The organism is Photorhabdus hainanensis (assembly GCF_018448965.1).
In the GTDB taxonomy this organism is placed as follows: Bacteria; Pseudomonadota; Gammaproteobacteria; order Enterobacterales; family Enterobacteriaceae; genus Photorhabdus; species Photorhabdus akhurstii.
This window is the reverse complement of sequence record NZ_RCWD01000006.1, coordinates 139,649-158,847: the sequence shown is the minus strand read 5'-3', so window position 1 is coordinate 158,847 and position 19,199 is coordinate 139,649. Positions and strand designations below refer to the sequence as shown.

Sequence of the window (19,199 nt, the reverse complement as noted above, 5' to 3'; positions counted from 1 at the left end):
AATGAATTTTGAAGCGTTATTTATCCGGCGTTAACGAAATATTGACCAGCAATAAAACGGCCTTTTCCCAGACTGGGGGTTGTTATATCCGGTACGCCTGACGGATTAATCGCCGGTTGTGTCGGGGTAAAACGGGCGGTAAATTGCTGCCCGACAATAATTATCGTGGCAGGGCTGCGGCAAAAGTTGACTTGCTGGCTGGTATCCAATTGGGCAATGGTGACTATACCCATGCCGAGTGTTGGGTGGCTGGGGGTAATATATTGCGCCTGGAGCTGTACCTTTTTTTCATCACCCACAATGGCAATCTTTTTACCTTGAATTTGGGCGTGCCCGCTGCCTCTGATAGTTGCCGGTCCCAAAATGGTGACTTGCCGGTTGCCGAATAAGGGTTCGAATAACAGACTATCTCCATCGATGATCAATTGCTTACTCATAGGCTTACCTTTGCCCGACCTTCGTTGACTTCAAGAATACCTTCAAGCTGTTGACTAATTTCACTGCCTCTTAGGGCATAGGTCACTTGAATATGTAAGGTATTCGATGAATCTGTTTTCTGAGTTACCTGAATATCGGTGATTTCAGCACGAGGTTCATAGCGTAAGACTCGCTCTTCAATGCGGGTTTGAATCTCCGATAACAATTCATCACTGATATTTTCAAACATATAATCATTCAGACCGCAGCCATAATCTTCACGCATAATCCGTTCACCGGGTTCAGTTAGAAAAAGGATTTTTATACTTTGGCGAACATTTTCGGCGCCTTCGGCCATTGCTACGCCAGTCTCAAGAGAAAACTGTGGTGGAAATTTCCAGCCGCGACCATAAATATCGGCTAATATTGAGTTTGTCATTTCAATACCTCATTATTGTGTTAAATTAATTTTCGAGCCTTTAATATCCACCCCGGATTTTCCTGTAGCTGACAGAGATTTTTCCGCTTGTATGTTAATTTCCTGCGCCTGAGTGATGAGATTTTTAGATGAATTGAGCGTAATATCTTTATCCTGTTGCAGAGAGACTTTATTTTCTCCGCTATTAAGTGCCACGGTGTTTTCTTTATTATCGAAGATTAATGCCTGTTGTTTATCTCCTCGTTTGATCACTAAGGTTTTCACCGGATTTTTTTCACTGGGTTCTACCGGCGATTTATTTTTAGGATTATGCATGGAGCCTAATATCACCGGGAAACGGGGATCACATTCAAAGAAGCCGATAATCACTTCGTCCCCCGGTTCTGGATAAAAGCAGAACCCACTTTCATGACTGGCATAAGGTTTACCTAAACGTGCAAAGAGTACACCTTGGGTTAGGTTTAATGCTGGTATTCTGACGGGAATACGGCCTAGCGATTGGCTGTCTTGCTGATATTTTTCCACGATACCGATGTGTAACTCTTTTACCTGTGGCACCGGAGGGTCTACATCCGGCAACATGCCTAAGGTTAATCGGGTGCGCCAGCCTTGCCGCTGGTTAATTATCTGATTTACTCCAGTGATAATTCCTTGACCATCCATTCCCTGACCAAAGCCGTTTAACGCCAAAACATTCCCCGGTTGGTAATGATGATTACCTTCGATTTCAAAGCTACCGGATATATTATGACTGCGTAGATTATCCATAATGCCTTGAGCAAGATGTTTGGCTTGTTCATTATCCAATGGATAGCTGTAAGCCCATTGCCACTCTTTATCAGCTAGCGCGGCGATACTGTCCACGGCCAGCTTGTTACTGCCAAGCTTGCTGTTTTGGGTATTGATTGCCTGAGAAAGCTTTTGTTGAGTCACATCCCAGGCACGTATACTCACGGTTTTGGGGTTGTGTTGGTTATTCCACTGGAGATCCGCTTCAAATAGCACAATGTTTTGATCGCTGGCATGCCGATGAAGGGTATGCACAGTTGATTTATTCAGCGCTTTAGGTGTTATCAAGGTAACTGATTCATTACCGGGCAATAACCAGGTGTTAGTCGCAGTCAATCGGCTTTTTAGGAATGCCCAGTCATTGCAACGGAATTGCACCATTTGTTCATGAACGGTTTTAAGTTGCGGCGCCTGTTTGATCGTCGTTTGGATACCATTCTGATTAAAGAGTTTTTTGATAATCGCCTCATCACTCTGTTTATTAAATAGCTGCGAGTGAAAGCTATGGGTTAATTTTTGCAGGTGATGTTTTGCTGTCAGGGTAATGATGCTGTCTTGACCTTTAAGCCCCAGTGTTTGCCGCACGATAACGCCCTTAAATAACACGGTTTTTTGCATCTGTACGATAACTTCATGATTCGGGCGACAGCTTGTCAATTCAGCCTGCGTCTTGGCGTCAAAAATATGGCTGGCATCACCGGCTATGCCTAGAGTGATGTTGGCCGAAGGGATGCCGTTGATGTGATGGTGGGTTGTCAGGCTGATTACGGTAAATTGGTTGAGTGTCTTACCACCTATCTTGATGATTACTGTGGGTATTTTCATGTATCCCTCCGTGCTTGTAAGGTTTGCCCGGGGGTAAAGTCATCAAGATTATCCAGATCGTTCTGCCAGGCCAGAGAGAGATAATCGATACCGCCTGCCAGAGAAGCGCCGGCGCCTAAAGCAATCAAGGGTAAGGAGAGCATGTCTGTGACGCTAACCGCAGTGACCGGCGGCGATTTTAATTGCTGCTCGGTGTCCTGAATCACTAAGCTTTCATCTGCCACTAAAGATAAGGTCGCACTGGCCCGTAAAGGGGTGGCGTCCCGGTCAAACAGGGTGTAGTTGATGGCAAGGCCACTGGCCCGGCAGGCAAAATAACCTTTATTTTCCCAGCGCATTTTTCCCCATTTGATTTTAAGGAAGTGGGGTACTTTGGTGCTGGCATCAACCGCACACAGTGATTTTAGGGTCGCAAGCTGAGTTTCTATTGGCGTGCTATTGCCGGGCATCGATGCATCAAATAGCAGGACTAAGGATAATCCGGCAGGTTGGGATAATACATAGCGGCTGCTTTGGCTGGCACGATTGACACTTTCATCCTGTTGGTAGCGGGTTTGGTAATCAAGTTGGATCGTATCGGGGTTGTACATGGCTTGTAAGCTACCCACGGAAATTTTGCCTTCCCGATCTTTGAAGGCTGTTAAGGTGAGTCTGGATAAACCGCGTTCAATTAAACTCATAATCGCCTCCTGTTTCACGTAATGCCTCTAATACTTCCCGTTTCACTATCTCAACCAAACGGGCGTTATCCAGCTTTTCTTGGGCTAATGTTCGTGAGCCAAGTTGATCGCTCGTCGGATCGGTGACTTTCGCCTGAATAATCAGTTCCTTAATTTCTACAGTCATGCTTTTACTCCTAACCAGCGCATATCCTGATAACGTAGTTCTAGTGAGCTCACCAGCACGGTGTTGCTATTAGCATCAAAGTCGCTGGTGGACCAACGAACCGGTAGCGCGTTACTGACCGTCCAGCTTGCTACAGGTAACGTGTTTTCGTTCAGCAGCATGACGACGACATCGGTATATACCGCTTTCTCACCGCGCAGCACGCGATCAAATATTAAGGTGAGTGGGGTGATGGTCATGACGCCACGCTCCAATACCAGTCTGCCATGTTGGATCTTTTCGGTTAGCCAGACATTTCTGGCGTTTTCCCCACCTTGGCTGTGTTGAGTGGTTTGTAGTTCTCGGCTCAGGCCCGATATGCGCTGAAAGGCGATATCAAGTGGACTGGGAATGTTGTTAAACAGAAAACTGGCGATAAAACGGTGTGATACTGACGGGGTGTATAAGTTGTACATGTTTTTCCCCTGTTGAGATTAGCTAGATACAGTATTGTTACGGATATCAAATGTCAGACTCAGCTCAATAAATTCCGCCGGAATTAACAGGGCCAGCCTGATTTTCATGATCATCTTTCCGGCCAGGATATCGGCTTCACTCATTGATTCATTAACACCCAGTAACACCTCAAATGCTTGATCTTCCTGAGTGCCGCGCAATCCACCTTTTAACCATAACTGACGTAACCAGTTGTGGGCCTGACCTTTAAATTTCATCCAAGTGATGGCGTTATTGGGTTCAAAGACGAAGGCTCGGCCAAGTTGGGTCATGTGGGTTTCGATATAGGAAACCAGTCGGCGAATTTGGATATAACGCCAAGGGGAACCCGGCGTGTTGTCCAGTGTGCGGCATCCCCAGATTTTAATGCCTTTGCCGGGGAAACTGCGAACCAGATTCAACGAAGTGCCTTCTTGATTAAGGTTAAGGAGGGCGCCTGCTTCAATGTAAGAGCGTACTGGGCTGATCACCTTGGTTAAAGCGACATTGGCAGGGGCTGTCCATACGCCTTTTCGGTTGTCATTGCGTTGTATAACAGCGGCGACCGCAGCGGTAGGTGAAAGTACGATATGTTTATCTTTCTCCTGGTAGGCGCTTATCAGCCTTGGCCAGTATACGGCGCCCCATTGTCGATCACTGGAAGAAAAATCAGCCAGACAATTAGCAGCTAATGTTGGATCGTCAGGAGCATCCAGTAATCCCATGATGCCGCGTCGGCTTTTGCAAAGTTCAAGTATTGATTGCCAATATTGTAGCCAAAGGTCTTTTGGGGTGTTGGTATCACTAAAACGAGCAATATCAGGTACAACAATGAGTGTGATTTTGCTTTCTGCCGAAATCGCTTGTTTCACCCAGTCCTGTTTTAGGATGGTGTGAAAATCGGTTAGCGATTTATCATGACCCAATGACAGTGCATAGGCTTGCTGTCCACCGTTTTCAAAGAAGTGGCGCACTGAATAATAGGTTAATCCTGATTTACCAAAATGTTGGGTAAAGTCAGTCAGGCTGTTTAGTTTAATGGTGGTTTTATTACTTGAGCTTGTTTCGGTATAACCAATAAAAACGGGGACACCGATAAATTCATTGTTTGGTGGCTGGGATATCCGGCTTTCCGTTATCGTGACGCCCGGTTGTTTTGTCTCTGTTGTCATTATCATCTCCTCAATGACTGAATGGACGCGGTGTTAAACCGCGCCTCAGTACGGTTACTGTGCTACATGTTGCGAGAATTGAAGGATAATAAATTCAGCCGGACGAACCGCCGCCATACCGACTTTGACGATCATTTTGCCTTGTTTGATATCGTCATCGGTCATGGTGATATCTTTACCAATCTGGACAAAGTAGGCTTCTTGCGGTTTATTTCCCGCGAGTGCTCCTTGTTGCCAAAGTTGATAGAGGTAGTTGTCAATGGCTGTTTGTACCCGCTTCCAAGTTGGCTGGCTGTTAGGTTCAAAAACGGCAAATCGCATTGCCCGCTTGATGTCTCGTTCCGCCGCATTAAATAAACGTCGTACCGGGATGTAACGCCAGTTGTTCGTTTGGTCTAATGTACGTGCTCCCCAAATCAACGTGCCTTTGCCGGTAAAGTGACGGATAGCGTTAATACCGGCTTCATTCATGGTACCTTGCTTATCATTTGTGATCGGCTCAGATGGTTTGGCATTATTCAATGCCACATTAGCGGGTGCTTTCCAGACACCACGACTGGCATCGGTTGCCGCATAGGCACCCGCAACGGCGGCACTAGGGGGTAAGGTAATTTTAGTGGCTTTCAATATGTCGTCGACGGCTTTTTTAGCTTTATCATACTCCGCTGTTGATTTTGATTTCAGTTCTGCCAGCTTAGTCAAGCTTTCATAACCACTCAGAGCAATATCAGCATCCGCCGGACTGCTATAAGTAAAAGAGGTCTCTAAATTAGGGTAATAGACAGCGGTTTTATCCTTTTGGGTATCTGGCTTATTTGTTCCATCTTCGCTATCAGCAATTAGGAAGTAACCTACTTTATCCTTTAATAGAGAATTTACGGCGTTATAAACGTTCTGTTTTAACGTTGTATTCGTTTCAGGACAGACCAGTAAGGTAATCTCCTGTTGTTTTTCAATCAGGTCTGGCAGCGTTGCTAATTCTTCTCCTTCTTCCACCGGCAACAGATAACAGACTCCACCACCATTATTAAAATAGTGTTGTACAGCAAAGGCACTGAGAGGAATGGTTGTGGCTGTGACAGTGGCGGCATAGGTATAGGTTTTTGGGGAATTCTCACTGTTACTTGTAGCCATCACTGATATGGTCGGTGAAAGTGAAAACTGAGAAGTAAAATCCAACCAACTGGTAATTCTAATACAGCTCCCTTTTGCTGGCTGACTGCCGTTTTTTTTAAAAAATTTACCAATAAAAACAGGAATAGCAGTTGGGCTGGTATTAACCGATAGAGATAGCGAGGCGTCTTCTTCAATATAAACGCCGGGATAAGTTGTTAATGTTGGCATATATTGCCTCCAATTATTGGGCGATATTTTATACCCGTCATCTTTCAAGTTGCTTCTTTGTTGGCTGCACTCACTCACCCCGGTCACATAGTTATCTATGCTCCCGGGGATTCGCTCCCTTGCCGCCGCGATGCATCTTGAAATCTATAGGGTATATGTGAACTGTAGGATGGTGAATTTAGTTGGACGGGTGGCCGTTATGCCAATTTTGAGCATCATTTTGTCCCGTCTGATATATCAGTCATCGTGATACTTTAAGCAGCCTGAATGGTTACTCGGTCTGCGGTAAGTTTTATTTCTTGAACGGCGATATCATTGCTGGTGGCATCAAAAGAGGGGGAAGTTAATGAAGTTGGGAATGCATTTGCTACGCTCCAGCTCATTAAAATTTCGGTACCGGCTTCATTGGTCAGGCTAATTGAAACGTCTTTTTTCTCAACTTGATTAAGCTGAATGGAATTAAGCCAGTCAAAAAGTTTGGTATCGCCAGGGAATACCCCTTTACGCAGCGTAATATTGATCAGTTGACGCTGGCCCGGCATTTTATAGTAATTACCGGTGCCATCTTTGTACTCGATGACATCATAAGTAATATCTAGTCCCGAAACGCTGTTGAAAGGGATTTGTTCATCACCAACGGAGACGACAAATCGATAAGTTGGTATTGGATAGTCAACAGCAATTTGTTCTGTCGTTATGGTCATAGTTATTTCCTTTATTTTTCATGTGTATTACATGTTAAGCGCGATTATCGCTTTGTTTTGATTAGCACTGAACTATAGACAATAGCTACCGCACTAACCTGGTTTTTCTTGGTTACTCTTTATATAGAAACGTTACTCGGTAAATTTGAGATCACATGGATGATCACGTTGGATTATAGTCAATCAATGTTAATTTCAAATATCAATTATTAATGTTTAAAATTATCAATCAATGGAATTATTTCCATATAAATTATTTTATAATCACATGGTTATATTTTTCTATAAAAGGATGAATAAATGGTGTGTTATAAAATTTGATATATAGAAGATGCTAAGTTTCGGCAAAGCGATTTATTAACAAAAGGTTACGTATAATTCTTTTTTCAGGTTTAATATGTCAGATTATTTGATTTTAATAATGAAGAAGGGAGATTGATGTTGTTATTTATAGTTTTCCTATAATAACAACTATTTTTTGTTGTGGTACTAATAGCGATGACCTGGATTTGTTTCCTTTACTTATTTTCATATTCCTATCTATTATTAACAGGCTATGATTCATATCGTTTGGATTTTATGGATAAAGTTATTTTTGGTTTTAAACCTGATTAATCTGTCTAAAGGAATATTATCTTATGAATTACAAATGTTTATTAACCATTTCAACCGCAGTATCGTTTGCCATTCTTAGTCCTTCATCATTTAGTCACGATAAACTTTCCCTTCCTGCTACGGAAATTACTAAACAAATTAATGCCGAAATGGCATCAACTTTGCCATTCAATGATAAATCTGATTTTGATGATGCGAAACGAGGTCTTATCGCCAGGCCGGATTCTCTGATTATTCGTGATGATAAAGGTAAAGTTATATTAGATCTCGATAGTTACCGTAAATTTATTACTGATAAAACACCTGTGCCAGATACCGTTAATCCCAGCTTGTGGCGTAATGCGCAACTGAATATGGAATATGGACTCTATAAAGTGAGCGATCATATTTATCAGGTACGCGGTTATGACCTGGCTAATATTACTTTTATTGCAGGAAATACCGGGTGGATTGTTTTAGATCCGGCGACATCCACGGAATCGGCAAAGGCAGCCTACGATCTGGTCAGTAAACACTTGGGTAAAAGGCCGGTAGTGAGTGTGATTTACAGCCATTCTCACGTTGATCATTACGGTGGTGTGCGCGGTATTGTCAACGAGGATGATGTTAAAGTCGGAAAAGTGCAAGTTATTGCGCCAGAAGGTTTTATGGAACAGGCTGCTAGCGAGAAGGTGATCGCCGGTAATGCTATGAGCCGTCGGGCTGTTTATATGTTTGGTACTGTATTGCCGCGTACTCCCCAAGGGCATGTGGGGTCGGGTTTGAGTTTGGCGTCGGTGGCTGGAACGGTAACGTTGATCCCGCCAACGCGTACTATCAAATTCACGGGTGAAAAAATGACGGTTGATGGTGTGGATATGGTATTTCAGGTAACACCTGGCACGGAAGCTCCCGCTGAGATGAATACCTGGTTTCCGCAGTGGAAAGCGATGTGGATGGCGGAAAATACGACGAATACCATGCATAATATTTTGTCGTTGCGGGGTGTCCAAGTACGCGATGCTTTAGCTTGGTCGAAATATATTGATCAAGTCATTGAATTATATGGGGATCAGGTAGAGGTAAAATTTCAGAGCCACCAATGGCCGATGTGGGGTAAAGAGCGTGTGGTGGATTATTTCAAAAAACAACGTGATTTATACAAATATATTCACGACCAAACAGTGAATCTGATGAATAAAGGTTACACGGGTGAAGAAATTTCTGAGATGCTCAGATTGCCATCAGAGCTTGCACACTATTTTCCCAACCGTGGCTATCATGGCGCACTAAGTCATAATGTTCGTGCGGTTTATCAGTTCTATATGGGGTGGTACAGTGGAAATCCTTCTGATTTGAATAATCTGCCGCCGAAACCTGCTGCGATTAAATATGTGGAATATATGGGAGGGGAAGATGCGTTGATCAAACGTGCGCAGGCTGATTTTGATAAAGGAGAATACCGTTGGGTAGCGCAAGTGCTTAAGCATGTTGTTTTTGCTAACCCAGATAGTATGGCAGGGAAGGCATTGCTGGCTAAAACCTATGAGCAATTAGGTTATCAATCTGAATCAAATTCCTGGCGTTCGAGTTATTTGCAAGGCGCATCGGAACTGCGTCACGGCGTACCGAAATCTGGCGGTTTGAGTACTAGCAGCCCGGATACGATTCGTGCCATATCACCGGAGATGTTATTTGATTATCTGGCAGTGCGGTTGAATGGACCTAAAGCTGCCGGTAAGAAATTGGTGATGAACATTAATCTTACCGATCTCAATAAACGCTATACACTGACCGTGGAAAATGGGGTACTGAATTATACGGATAAGCAGGTGACACAGGCCGATGTTACATTGACGTTAGCCAAAGCTATTCTGGATAAAATTCACTTGGGTAAAGAAGAATTTGATAATGAGGTGAAAAAAAGGAATGTGAAAATTAAGGGAGAACGCGCTAAGTTTAATGAGTTCCTTGGTATGCTGGATAATTTTCCATTCTGGTTCAATATAGCGACACCCCGCGCAGAATAAAATGTGATGTAATTCTTCCCTTTGATTGTGGATTTTTAATAACAAACTACAGCTTAATCGCTGTAGTTTGATTCAGAGAGTTTTTATGAGAGAAATCAGGCGGCAGGGCGTGCGACAATATTACGCGTTTCCATTCTGACTTCTTCAATACGAACGTCAATAATGTCGTTTAATTGGTAAGCGGTTTCACCTTTGATAATCACTGTGCCGGTCTCTTGGCTACATTGCAGTTCATCACGCACCGCATGCAGGAATGGCGCCGGTATAAAGGCTACGGCGCCGTTATCGACCAAGCGAACACGTAAGCCGCCACGGGTAATATCAATGATTTCCGCAGTAAAGCGTTGCTCTGTTCCGGCATGGGAGTGCAGGAAACGTGCATATAGCCAATCTCCTACATCACGTTCGGCCATACGATTCAATCTGCGACGTTCGGCCAGTTGCAAACAGGTTTCTTCTGAAGGTTGTTCCACATCCGTTTTTTGAATAATCGCTTTCAGTAAGCGATGGTTAATCATATCGCTGTATTTACGGATCGGTGATGTCCAGGTGGCGTAAGCCTCAAAACCGAGACCAAAATGAGGACCGGGTTCAGGTTTAATTTCTGCGAAAGTCTGGAAACGACGAATGCGACTATCAAGGAATTGTGTTGGTTGTTTATCCAATTCACGGCGTAATTTGCAGAAGCCGTTTAAGGTCAACAACTCTTCTGTATTGGCATCGATGCCATTTTCTTGCAATAATTCAACCACTTGTTCAATTTGCAGCGGCTCAAAACCCATATGGACATTGTAAATACCAAAACCTAATTTATCGCGCAGGATTTTTGCGGCGCACAGGTTAGAAGTGATCATCGCTTCTTCAACAATACGGTTGGCTGTACGGCGTTGTTCTACCACGATATCCAGTACATAACCATTATCATCGAGAATGAAGCGGTAGTCAGGGCGATCTTTGAAAATAAGCGCGTTTTGGTGGCGCCATTGGTTACGGCGATCACTCATTTCTTTCAGGAGAGTGATTTGAGTTCCAATTGCCTCAGAAGAAGGTTTCCAGGTTCCTGTTTCTTCCAGCCAGTCGGAAACTTCGTCGTAAACCAGTTTAGCTTTTGATTCAACCCAGGTAGAGAAAAACGCAATATCATCACCCAGCTGACCATCTTCCAGAATGGAAACCTGACAAACCAATGCTGGACGGCGGGCGTTAGGGCGCAGAGAGCATAAATTTTCTGACAGGTCGCGCGGCAGCATAGGAATGTTAAAACCCGGCAGGTAGTTAGTGAAAGCACGTTGATGGGCGATTTGATCCAGTTCGCTGTTAGCCGCGATATAAGCGGTTGGATCAGCGATGGCGATACTGAGTTTCAGGCTGCCATCATCTTGCTTAGCGATATGCAAAGCATCGTCCATGTCTTCCGTGGTTGCACTGTCGATAGTGACAAAATCCAGCGACGTTAAGTCAATGCGCTCAAGATCGCCATCGTTCATTTGGCAATCGGCAGTCATGGTGGGAGCATCACGTTCCAGATTATGGCGAGTTAGTGTTACCCACCAAGGGGCGTAGTGATCGCTACTCTCAGTAATATAGCCGGTAATTTCCGCATGAAACCCACGGCTGCCTTTCAGTGGATGATGGCGCATTTCAGCGACGGCCCAATCACCATGCTGAAATGGATGTGTGACCTGATTGGCCGGTCGGCAAGGGATAGCATCTTTTAACAGTGGGTGATCAGGAACGATCCATAAACGGTTATCGTTTTCTTTTTTCTGGATGCGGCCAACGAAGCGATTTAGAAATGGTTCGACCAATGTTTCTGGTTCGGCGATCTCTCTTTCTTTATCAGTATGAATAGCGGCGGTTACTCGATCGCCATGCATAACTTTTTTCATGTGTGGGGGGGGAATGAAATAGCTTTTTTGCCCATCGACTTCTAAGAATCCGAATCCTTTTTCGGTACCTTTGACCAAACCTTCTACTCGAAGTGTTTGGGAATGAAGTTGCTGTTTTAGCTGTGCAAGCAGCGGGTTGTTTTGAAACATAATATCCGCGGAGAAAGTTAGAGGGTTATTATCAGATAGTTTTTGGAATAACAGTTTTACGCGAATTGGCGGTGTCGAGCAAGCAACATCTGCAAAATAGCGCAAGACAGTATGGAAATTGCAATGAAAATTACAATAGTTACTCAGGGTAAATTTTTTCTTTAAATTCACATAGATCTTCAATAATACAGGAGCCACAACGAGGTTTACGAGCTATGCAGGTATAACGACCATGTAAAATAAGCCAATGATGACAATCAACTTTAAATTCGGCCGGAACGACTTGCAGTAATTTATTTTCGACTTCATCGACATTTTTACCGGGCGCGAATTGAGTACGGTTACAAACGCGAAAAATATGGGTATCGACCGCGATAGTCGGCCAACCGAAAGCAGTGTTTAACACCACATTGGCCGTTTTGCGGCCAACACCCGGCAATGCTTCCAATGCGGCGCGATCTTCGGGAACTTCGCCAGCATGTTTTTCTAACAATATTCGGCAGGTTTTAATTGTGTTTTCTGCTTTGGTGTTATAGAGACCGATTGTTTTTATATACTCTTTCAACCCATCGACACCCAGATTCAGAATTGCCTGAGGGGTATTCGCCACGGGATAGAGTTTTGCTGTGGCTTTATTAACACTCACATCTGTCGCTTGCGCTGAAAGCAATACTGAAATAAGTAACTCAAATGGCGTTGTGAAAACTAATTCAGTTGTTGGCTTTGGGTTGTTATCCCGTAAGCGCGTTAAAATTTCGATACGTTTCTGTTTGTTCATATCAAATAGAACTCTCCGATTCTTGCGACATTGTTATTGTACTGCGTTTTTCTTTTATTGCTCTGGTTTTCATTTTTTCGTCAATAAGATATTTCGCTGCCAGCATTAACCCCAAACCGATAAAAGCGCCAGGAGGTAAGATCGCTAACAGGAAAGGGGAATCCATATGAACGATTTCTATTCGTAATACCTTAGCCCAATTACCCAAAAGTAAATCAGCGCCATCAAATAGGGTTCCATTGCCGAGAATTTCTCTAATAGCACCGAGAACAAACAGTGCGCAAGTTGCTCCTAATCCCATAGCTAAGCCATCAATAGCTGAAGGTACGATCGGATTTTTCGCGGCATAAGCTTCAGCACGACCAATAACAATGCAGTTAGTCACAATCAGCGGAATGAAAATCCCTAGTGATTCATACAGGCCAAAAGCATAAGCGTTAATCAACATTTGGACGGTACTAACAACCGAAGCGATGATCATAACATAAATTGGAATACGGATCTCGTTGGGTACCCAACGGCGCAAGCTGGAAACCGCAATGTTGGTACAGACTAGAACCAGTGTCGTTGCCAGCCCTAAACCAAGCGCGTTGGTTGCAGTGGAAGAGACGGCTAACAGTGGGCACAATCCTAGCAGTTGTACTAAAGCGGAGTTATTTTTCCATAGCCCTTGGATAAATAAATTTTTGGTTTCACTCATGATTTTTCTCCACAGGATTCTAGAGAAGAGAGATGTTCAGGTATGGTCTGTAAATAAAGCGCGGTCCGCTTGACTGAGTTTACCACGGCGCGTGGGGTAATAGTGGCGCCGGTAAACTGATCAAACTCACCGCCATCTTTTTTTACCGCCCAGCGCCGGTCATGATTGGATGTGATGATTTTCCCTGAGAAGACATTAATCCAGTCTGAAATTCGGGTTTCAATTTTATCCCCTAGTCCTGGGGTTTCATGATGTTCTGTAACTCGTACACCAAGCACTTTTCCTGAGAAGTCTGCTCCAACCAGTAATTGAATAGCGCCGGAATAACCATCCGGTGCGGTACTTTCTAGCGCGGCGGCTACAGGTTGACCATTTTTACGCGCCAGATAGAGACGATGAGGCAAATTATTGCCTAGAGCATCAGCATTGACTAGATAGCATTCGTTTTGTATGTCGTTGTCGTACAGAGCCGGTGGAATAACCTGATCAAGCAGCGACTTGTGCTGTAGCGCGGCCTGTTCCGCGATAGTGCTTTTGGTAAGTGAATTCACGATAGCTGTCAGCCCGGTGGTAATTGCGGCAAAAATGGCTAACGTGATGCCGTGACGTCGCATGGTTTCTAACATAACGGCTCCTTATTTATGCCCGTAAACGCGGGGTTGGGTGTAATGGTCAATAAGCGGCACGGTGATATTCGCCAGTAAGACCGCAAACGCTATCGCATCAGGATAACCACCATAAACACGGATAACCCAAACTAACAGGCCAATCATGGCGCCAAAAACCAAACGGCCTTTGGGGGTCGTGGAAGCGCTGACGGGGTCGGTTGCAATAAAGAATGCGCCTAGCATGGTTGCGCCAGAAAACAGTTGTAATAATGGCGGCGAATAACGAGATGGATCAATCAGCCAGCTTGTGAGCGCGCATAAGCCTAATACCAGGATAAATGCCACAGGAATTTGCCAGGTTATCACTTTTCTGTTCAGTAGAATCAGCCCACCAACAAGATAAGCGATGTTGACCCATTGCCAGCCAATACCCGCCAAAGATCCTTGTAATATAGGTTGGCGAAGAACGTCATCAATATTGTGGGTCAATAAACCGGTTTTGAAGCTATCCAGCGGTGTGGCCTGGCTAATCCCATCGAAACCTTGTTGCAACTGCTGTAATGTTGTTCCATCGGGGGTATGGCCGGTGAAGATCACCATCAGGCAGTCTAGCGGTGTGATTTGTGTTGCCAGTAAATCCATAGGAGGCAACCAACTGGTCATTTGCACTGGGAATGATATTAGCAGTACGACATAACCGACCATTGCCGGATTGAATGGGTTTTGACCAAGACCGCCATAGAGGTGTTTGGCAATAATCACCGCAAAGACAGTTCCTAATACAATCAGCCACCAAGGAGCCAGCGGAGGAAGGCTGATCCCTAAAAGTAAGCCGGTCAGTAACGCAGAATTATCCTGCAAACGGGGCATAATTGCCTGTTTACGCAAAGATAGGGCAAATGATTCCGCAAGCAGAGCGGTAATTACCGCAAGCAGGATCTGGAACAAGGTACCGTAACTAAAGAAGTAAGTTTGTACCGCGATACCGGGTATCGCGGCCAGCACAACCCACAGCATAATACGGCTGGTATTTTGCTGGTTGTGTGTAAAAGGCGAACTTGCGACTTTTAGTTTTTTATTGTCAGCTTGAACGGGTCTGAATTTCATTTATAACAATCACTATTCTATTGAAACTTTCTGTTGTTCCTGAGTGCCTTTTTTGGCTTTAACCCTGGCGATAGCGGCAGCGATTGCCGCTTTGCGTGGATCGGTTTCTTCCGCTGGCGGTATCTCTGCCTGATTTTCAGTGAATTGCTGAGTTTGAGCTTTCTTGGCTTTAACACGAGCAATCGCGGCCGCGACGGCAGCCTTCCGCGGATCAGTTTCTTCCGCTGGCGGTGTTTCTGCCTGATTTTCAGTGAATTGCTGAGTCTGAGTTTTCTTGGCTTTGACACGAGCAATCGCGGCCGCGACGGCAGCCTTCCGCGGATCATTTTCTTCCGCTGGCGGTATCTCTGCCTGATTTTCAGTGAATTGCTGAGTTTGAGCTTTCTTGGCTTTAACACGAGCAATCGCGGCCGCGACGGCAGCCTTCCGCGGATCAGTTTCTTCCGCTGGCGGTGTTTCTGCCTGATTTTCAGTGAATTGCTGAGTCTGAGTTTTCTTGGCTTTAACACGAGCAATCGCGGCCGCGACGGCGGCTTTGCGTGGATCACTGTCTTCCGTCACCTGTGTTTCTGCCTGAATTTCAGTTGATTGCTGAGTTTGAGCCTTCTTGGCCTTGACGCGGGCAATAGCGGCCGCGACCGCCTCTTTACGAGGATCTTGTTTTTCTCTAGCGGTGGTTTCTGGTTCTTTCGTTTCCAGTGATGGCGCTACTTCCTGATTTTGAGCTGTTTTCTTTGCTTTAGCTCTGGCAATCGCTGCTGCTAATGCGGCTTTACGTGGATCTTCCGCACTTGTTGGTTCAGATGGAGCAATATTAATATTTTCAGCCGCCTGTTTTTCCGCCTGACGAGCGCGAAGCTGCTCTTTTCTTGCCTGACGAGCCGCTATTGCTGCGGAATTATCAGGTACTTGTCCCGGTTCTATAGCAACAACTTTACCTGCGTCAGCCTGTTTTTCCTTCACCCGGGAAAGTGCATCTTGCACAGCACTTTTATCTTTATTATCAATTTGAACGGCCGATTTTTTGTGTCGTTCTTCACGGGCCAATTTTTCTCGTTCCATACGGGCCTGTTTAGCTTCGAAACGAATTTTGGCTTCCGTTGAACGTCGGTTTTCCTGATCCAAGGCTCGAATTTCGGCTTTCTCCTGGCGATAATATTGCACCAGAGGAATATTGCTTGGACAGACATAAGCACAGGCGCCGCATTCAATACAGTCGAACAGATTGTGATCTCTGGCCTTTTCATGCTCTTGCCCGCGACTGAACCAATAGAGTTGTTGCGGCAATAAACGGGCAGGACAGGCTTCCACGCATAATCCACAACGAATACAAGCCTCTTCCGCTGTATTTGAATCCATTTCCTGATGAGATGGCGCCAGAATACAGTTACTGATCTTAACGATGGGCACGTTGAGGTCGGGCAGCGTGAATCCCATTAAGGGGCCGCCCATAATGACCATTTGTTCTGATTGTGGTTCAAACCCAGCTAACTGGAGAAGAAATTGTACTGGAGTGCCGAGCCGCGCCCAGAAGTTGCCCGGTGAGGTGACTGCTTCTCCAGTAAGCGTAACGACTCGCTCAATCAAAGGTTCTCCATCAATGATGGCACGCTTGATTGCAACCACTGTGCCTACGTTCTGCATCAGCACGCCGATAGCGGAGGAACGGCCGCCGGATGGAACTTCTTTACCTGTCAGGATTTTGGTCAGTTGTTTAGCGCCGCCGGAAGGATATTTGGTCGGGATAACCCGGACGATAATCGATTTATCGCCTTTTAGCGCGGTTTTAAGTTCTTTTATTGCTTCTGGCTTATTATCTTCGATACCAATCAGGATCTGCTCCGGTTTAAGCAGATGTTCCAGAATACGAATGCCCTCAATAAGTTCGTCGGCATGTTCCTGCATCAGGCGATCATCCGCGGTAATATAAGGTTCGCATTCTGCCGCGTTAATGATCAACGTCTTAAGGCCATGCCGGCCACTTTGCAGTTTGGCTGCGGTCGGAAAGCCGGCTCCGCCTAAACCTGCGATACCTGCCTGATGGATTCGGTTCAGGATCGTCTCTGTATCCAATGATTGATAATCAGGTGCCTGAATGCGTGTACACCATTGATCGGCGCCATCAGGGCGCAAACGAACACATAACTCTTTCAACCCGGATGGGTGCGCGGTTATACACGGTTCAATGGCAATGATGGTGCCGGAAGTCGATGCATGAACCGGTACTGTACGACCAGTGCCAAATGTTAAAGGTTGGCCTTTAAGCACCTTATCACCCGTTTTAACCAGCAACTCGCCCTCCGTACCCAAATGTTGTTGCAATGGGATGATTAACTCTTCCGGCAGTGGCGCGATGCGTAAAGGAGCTTGGCTGGATTGCAGCTTCATTTCAGGTGGATGAATACCACCGGCAAAATCCCAGATTTTGTTTTTATTGAGTAAATTTAATAAGTTAAACATGATGTTCAGCCTCAATATTTTTAACTGGGATACTGTTGATGGAAACGGAGTGCGATGGCTGAACAGTAATATTTTTAATGGGAATGGTTTTTAAATCCCATTTCCAATTAGCAGTGGTTGTGGCTACCGGGATCATCGTAATGCAGTCTGTTGGGCAAGGCGCAACGCACAGATCACAACCGGTACAGAGATCTTCAACGATGGTATGCATGGCACGAGTAGCGCCGACAATAGCGTCTACGGGACAGGCTTGAATACATTTGGTGCAGCCGATGCAATTCTCTTCATCGATAAAGGCGACTTTGCGGGCTGGATTTTGTACGCTTGCATCACCATCTAATGGTTGTGGATCGACACCGAGCAGCTCTGAAATTTTCAGCATGGCTTGTTCACCACCGGGAGCGCATTTGTTAATCATCTCACCATTATTCGCTATGGCTTCAGCATACGGGCGACAACCAGGATAACCACATTGCCCACACTGGCTTTGCGGCAGAATATCATCAATGTTTTCAACAATAGGGTCCTCTTCCACCTGAAAACGGCGGGCGGCAAACCCCAGGATTAACCCAAAAATTAACCCTAGCGCACTGAGTGCGCCAATAGCAATCCATAATGATGTCATCAGAACTTCACCAAACCACTAAAGCCCATAAAAGCCAAGGACATTAAACCCGCAGTGATAAGACCAATAGATGACCCCTTGAAAGGGGCGGGGACATCAGCAACAGCCAGACGTTCACGAATAGCGGCAAACAGTACCATAACAAGAGAGAAACCGGCGGCGGCACCGAAACCATAGATAGCGGATTGTAAAAAATCGTGTGATTGATTGATATTCAGCAGCGCCACACCAAGTACAGCACAGTTAGTCGTAATCAACGGCAGGAAAATACCCAATAACCGGTATAACGTCGGGCTGGTTTTGCGTACAACAAGCTCGGTGAATTGCACCACCACCGCAATAACCAGAATAAAACTCAGGGTACGCAAATAGATTAAATCCAGTGGTAACAAAATAAAGGTATTCACCAACCACGAACATACAGAGGCCAGTGTCATAACGAATGTTGTCGCAAATCCCATCCCGATGGCGGTTTCCAGCTTTTTAGAGACACCCATAAAAGGGCATAAGCCAAGAAATTTCACCAAGACGAAATTGTTAACCAATACGGTTCCAACAAATAAAAGAAAATAGTCAGTCATTGCTGTGCCTGAAAATGGGTTTGTTTACTTTTTATTAAGTTGACTTTTATTAAATTATAAGTATGCCCTCGTCTTACCAGGGGCAATCTATTGTTAATGATAACAACCAAAGAAAGTTGAGGTTATCGATCTTGTGTGAAAGTCATTTTGACTCGATGAGAGCGTTTAATGTAGGGGACGAAAATAGCGGTTGCCAATAGTGGCCATGCTAATGCGCGTAAAGCCATTTGATCAGGAATAGGGGAGAAAGCGAAAGTTTTCAATGCAATTAATACGGTAACAATAAGCCAAATAATAAAAATTTGCGGGAATCTTTTCGATCGAATGAAAAGCAGTTTCAATACCCATAGGGTGTAACACCACATTACCGCAGTAATGGCGACAGAAAAAAACCACATTAAAGTAAAGTGATTATTCCCGGCGCTCAATGCGCTGTTTTGACTAAAAAATGCCACAATATATAAGGCGAGCATTATACTGGCGCTGAAAAAAGTCATAATCAGATAAGCTGCCGGAGCCAGAATCCAACCATTAATTCGGTGGTAATCATTGGTTTGATACATAAATCATTCCACTTGAAGCTATACGAAAAAAGAATAATAGGCGATTCTGATGACTTAGGAAATAGATGGTAGGAATAGATTGGTTGAAAGATCTTCAAGAGTAA

General features: G+C 44.9%; 19 protein-coding genes. 1 reads left to right on the top strand and 18 read right to left on the bottom strand.

Annotated features, from left to right (window positions below):
* Positions 1 to 20 precede the first annotated feature (20 nt).
* The 9 genes from EAE92_RS05755 to EAE92_RS05715 form a co-directional block, all read right to left on the bottom strand.
* Entirely contained in the window at positions 21 to 437 is a 417-nt protein-coding gene (locus EAE92_RS05755; protein WP_214067371.1) for a hypothetical protein, read from the bottom strand.
* Entirely contained in the window at positions 434 to 856 is a 423-nt protein-coding gene (locus EAE92_RS05750) for a GPW/gp25 family protein (protein ID WP_214067370.1), read from the bottom strand. The genes EAE92_RS05755 and EAE92_RS05750 overlap by 4 nt, the downstream gene beginning before the upstream one ends.
* A gap of 12 nt (positions 857 to 868) precedes the next feature.
* Positions 869 to 2,470 (bottom strand): phage baseplate assembly protein V, encoded by a 1,602-nt coding sequence (locus tag EAE92_RS05745; protein WP_214067369.1) that lies wholly within the window; start codon positions 2,468 to 2,470, stop codon positions 869 to 871.
* Positions 2,467 to 3,150 (bottom strand): CIS tube protein, encoded by a 684-nt coding sequence (locus EAE92_RS05740; protein ID WP_105397324.1) that lies wholly within the window; start codon positions 3,148 to 3,150, stop codon positions 2,467 to 2,469. The genes EAE92_RS05745 and EAE92_RS05740 overlap by 4 nt, the downstream gene beginning before the upstream one ends.
* On the bottom strand, positions 3,137 to 3,316 hold the full coding sequence (locus EAE92_RS05735) for a DUF5908 family protein (RefSeq protein ID WP_214067368.1): 180 nt from the start codon (positions 3,314 to 3,316) through the stop codon (positions 3,137 to 3,139). Before EAE92_RS05735 ends, EAE92_RS05740 begins: the two co-directional genes overlap by 14 nt.
* A complete protein-coding gene (locus EAE92_RS05730) occupies positions 3,313 to 3,771 on the bottom strand; it encodes a phage tail protein (RefSeq protein WP_214067367.1) in 459 nt (152 codons plus the stop codon). The genes EAE92_RS05735 and EAE92_RS05730 overlap by 4 nt, the downstream gene beginning before the upstream one ends.
* An 18-nt stretch (positions 3,772 to 3,789) precedes the next feature.
* Positions 3,790 to 4,962 carry a phage tail sheath family protein gene (locus EAE92_RS05725; RefSeq protein ID WP_214067366.1) on the bottom strand — a complete coding sequence of 391 codons (1,173 nt, stop codon included), beginning with the start codon at positions 4,960 to 4,962 and terminating at the stop codon, positions 3,790 to 3,792.
* 54 nt (positions 4,963 to 5,016) lie between these two features.
* Positions 5,017 to 6,306 (bottom strand): phage tail sheath family protein, encoded by a 1,290-nt coding sequence (locus EAE92_RS05720; protein ID WP_214067365.1) that lies wholly within the window; start codon positions 6,304 to 6,306, stop codon positions 5,017 to 5,019.
* 254 nt (positions 6,307 to 6,560) lie between these two features.
* Complete coding sequence (locus tag EAE92_RS05715) at positions 6,561 to 7,010, bottom strand: phage tail protein (protein ID WP_036776181.1); 450 nt, start codon at positions 7,008 to 7,010, stop codon at positions 6,561 to 6,563.
* 638 nt (positions 7,011 to 7,648) lie between these two features.
* Between EAE92_RS05715 and EAE92_RS05710 the strand changes: the two genes are divergently transcribed.
* The gene (locus tag EAE92_RS05710; protein ID WP_214067364.1) at positions 7,649 to 9,634 is read left to right on the top strand and encodes an alkyl/aryl-sulfatase; all 1,986 of its coding nucleotides are present in this window, start codon (positions 7,649 to 7,651) and stop codon (positions 9,632 to 9,634) included.
* Positions 9,635 to 9,729: 95 nt separating this feature from the next.
* Here EAE92_RS05710 and EAE92_RS05705 read toward each other — a convergent pair whose 3' ends face one another.
* From EAE92_RS05705 to EAE92_RS05665, 9 genes are all read right to left on the bottom strand, one after another.
* Entirely contained in the window at positions 9,730 to 11,673 is a 1,944-nt protein-coding gene (locus EAE92_RS05705) for an exoribonuclease II (RefSeq protein ID WP_214067363.1), read from the bottom strand.
* Positions 11,674 to 11,812: 139 nt separating this feature from the next.
* A complete protein-coding gene (gene nth, locus EAE92_RS05700; RefSeq protein ID WP_036776177.1) occupies positions 11,813 to 12,451 on the bottom strand; it encodes an endonuclease III in 639 nt (212 codons plus the stop codon).
* Between the two features lies 1 nt (position 12,452).
* Positions 12,453 to 13,151: an electron transport complex subunit E gene (locus EAE92_RS05695; RefSeq protein ID WP_214067362.1), complete on the bottom strand. Its 699-nt coding sequence runs from the start codon at positions 13,149 to 13,151 to the stop codon at positions 12,453 to 12,455.
* Positions 13,148 to 13,777 carry an electron transport complex subunit RsxG gene (gene rsxG, locus EAE92_RS05690; RefSeq protein WP_214067361.1) on the bottom strand — a complete coding sequence of 210 codons (630 nt, stop codon included), beginning with the start codon at positions 13,775 to 13,777 and terminating at the stop codon, positions 13,148 to 13,150. Before rsxG ends, EAE92_RS05695 begins: the two co-directional genes overlap by 4 nt.
* Before the next feature lie 9 nt (positions 13,778 to 13,786).
* Positions 13,787 to 14,866, bottom strand: a complete 1,080-nt coding sequence (gene rsxD, locus EAE92_RS05685) for an electron transport complex subunit RsxD (protein ID WP_214067360.1) — start codon at positions 14,864 to 14,866, stop codon at positions 13,787 to 13,789.
* A 12-nt stretch (positions 14,867 to 14,878) separates the two neighbouring features.
* Entirely contained in the window at positions 14,879 to 17,326 is a 2,448-nt protein-coding gene (gene rsxC / locus EAE92_RS05680) for an electron transport complex subunit RsxC (protein WP_214067359.1), read from the bottom strand.
* Positions 17,319 to 17,951 carry an electron transport complex subunit RsxB gene (gene rsxB / locus EAE92_RS05675; RefSeq protein WP_214067358.1) on the bottom strand — a complete coding sequence of 211 codons (633 nt, stop codon included), beginning with the start codon at positions 17,949 to 17,951 and terminating at the stop codon, positions 17,319 to 17,321. The genes rsxC and rsxB overlap by 8 nt, the downstream gene beginning before the upstream one ends.
* The gene (gene rsxA / locus EAE92_RS05670; RefSeq protein ID WP_011146612.1) at positions 17,951 to 18,532 is read right to left on the bottom strand and encodes an electron transport complex subunit RsxA; all 582 of its coding nucleotides are present in this window, start codon (positions 18,530 to 18,532) and stop codon (positions 17,951 to 17,953) included. Before rsxA ends, rsxB begins: the two co-directional genes overlap by 1 nt.
* Positions 18,533 to 18,654: 122 nt before the next feature.
* A complete protein-coding gene (locus EAE92_RS05665) occupies positions 18,655 to 19,095 on the bottom strand; it encodes a DUF2569 domain-containing protein (protein WP_214039125.1) in 441 nt (146 codons plus the stop codon).
* Between the last annotated feature and the right edge of the window lie 104 nt (positions 19,096 to 19,199).

What these genes read in the sequence shown, in the direction of transcription:
- EAE92_RS05755 (WP_214067371.1), bottom strand. Translation starts at nt 437, where the DNA reads ATGAGTAAGCAATTGATCATCGATGGAGATAGTCTGTTATTCGAACCC.
- EAE92_RS05750 (WP_214067370.1), bottom strand. Translation starts at nt 856, where the DNA reads ATGACAAACTCAATATTAGCCGATATTTATGGTCGCGGCTGGAAATTT.
- EAE92_RS05745 (WP_214067369.1), bottom strand. Translation starts at nt 2,470, where the DNA reads ATGAAAATACCCACAGTAATCATCAAGATAGGTGGTAAGACACTCAAC.
- EAE92_RS05740 (WP_105397324.1), bottom strand. Translation starts at nt 3,150, where the DNA reads ATGAGTTTAATTGAACGCGGTTTATCCAGACTCACCTTAACAGCCTTC.
- EAE92_RS05735 (WP_214067368.1), bottom strand. Translation starts at nt 3,316, where the DNA reads ATGACTGTAGAAATTAAGGAACTGATTATTCAGGCGAAAGTCACCGAT.
- EAE92_RS05730 (WP_214067367.1), bottom strand. Translation starts at nt 3,771, where the DNA reads ATGTACAACTTATACACCCCGTCAGTATCACACCGTTTTATCGCCAGT.
- EAE92_RS05725 (WP_214067366.1), bottom strand. Translation starts at nt 4,962, where the DNA reads ATGACAACAGAGACAAAACAACCGGGCGTCACGATAACGGAAAGCCGG.
- EAE92_RS05720 (WP_214067365.1), bottom strand. Translation starts at nt 6,306, where the DNA reads ATGCCAACATTAACAACTTATCCCGGCGTTTATATTGAAGAAGACGCC.
- EAE92_RS05715 (WP_036776181.1), bottom strand. Translation starts at nt 7,010, where the DNA reads ATGACCATAACGACAGAACAAATTGCTGTTGACTATCCAATACCAACT.
- EAE92_RS05710 (WP_214067364.1), top strand. Translation starts at nt 7,649, where the DNA reads ATGAATTACAAATGTTTATTAACCATTTCAACCGCAGTATCGTTTGCC.
- EAE92_RS05705 (WP_214067363.1), bottom strand. Translation starts at nt 11,673, where the DNA reads ATGTTTCAAAACAACCCGCTGCTTGCACAGCTAAAACAGCAACTTCAT.
- nth (WP_036776177.1), bottom strand. Translation starts at nt 12,451, where the DNA reads ATGAACAAACAGAAACGTATCGAAATTTTAACGCGCTTACGGGATAAC.
- EAE92_RS05695 (WP_214067362.1), bottom strand. Translation starts at nt 13,151, where the DNA reads ATGAGTGAAACCAAAAATTTATTTATCCAAGGGCTATGGAAAAATAAC.
- rsxG (WP_214067361.1), bottom strand. Translation starts at nt 13,777, where the DNA reads ATGTTAGAAACCATGCGACGTCACGGCATCACGTTAGCCATTTTTGCC.
- rsxD (WP_214067360.1), bottom strand. Translation starts at nt 14,866, where the DNA reads ATGAAATTCAGACCCGTTCAAGCTGACAATAAAAAACTAAAAGTCGCA.
- rsxC (WP_214067359.1), bottom strand. Translation starts at nt 17,326, where the DNA reads ATGTTTAACTTATTAAATTTACTCAATAAAAACAAAATCTGGGATTTT.
- rsxB (WP_214067358.1), bottom strand. Translation starts at nt 17,951, where the DNA reads ATGACATCATTATGGATTGCTATTGGCGCACTCAGTGCGCTAGGGTTA.
- rsxA (WP_011146612.1), bottom strand. Translation starts at nt 18,532, where the DNA reads ATGACTGACTATTTTCTTTTATTTGTTGGAACCGTATTGGTTAACAAT.
- EAE92_RS05665 (WP_214039125.1), bottom strand. Translation starts at nt 19,095, where the DNA reads ATGTATCAAACCAATGATTACCACCGAATTAATGGTTGGATTCTGGCT.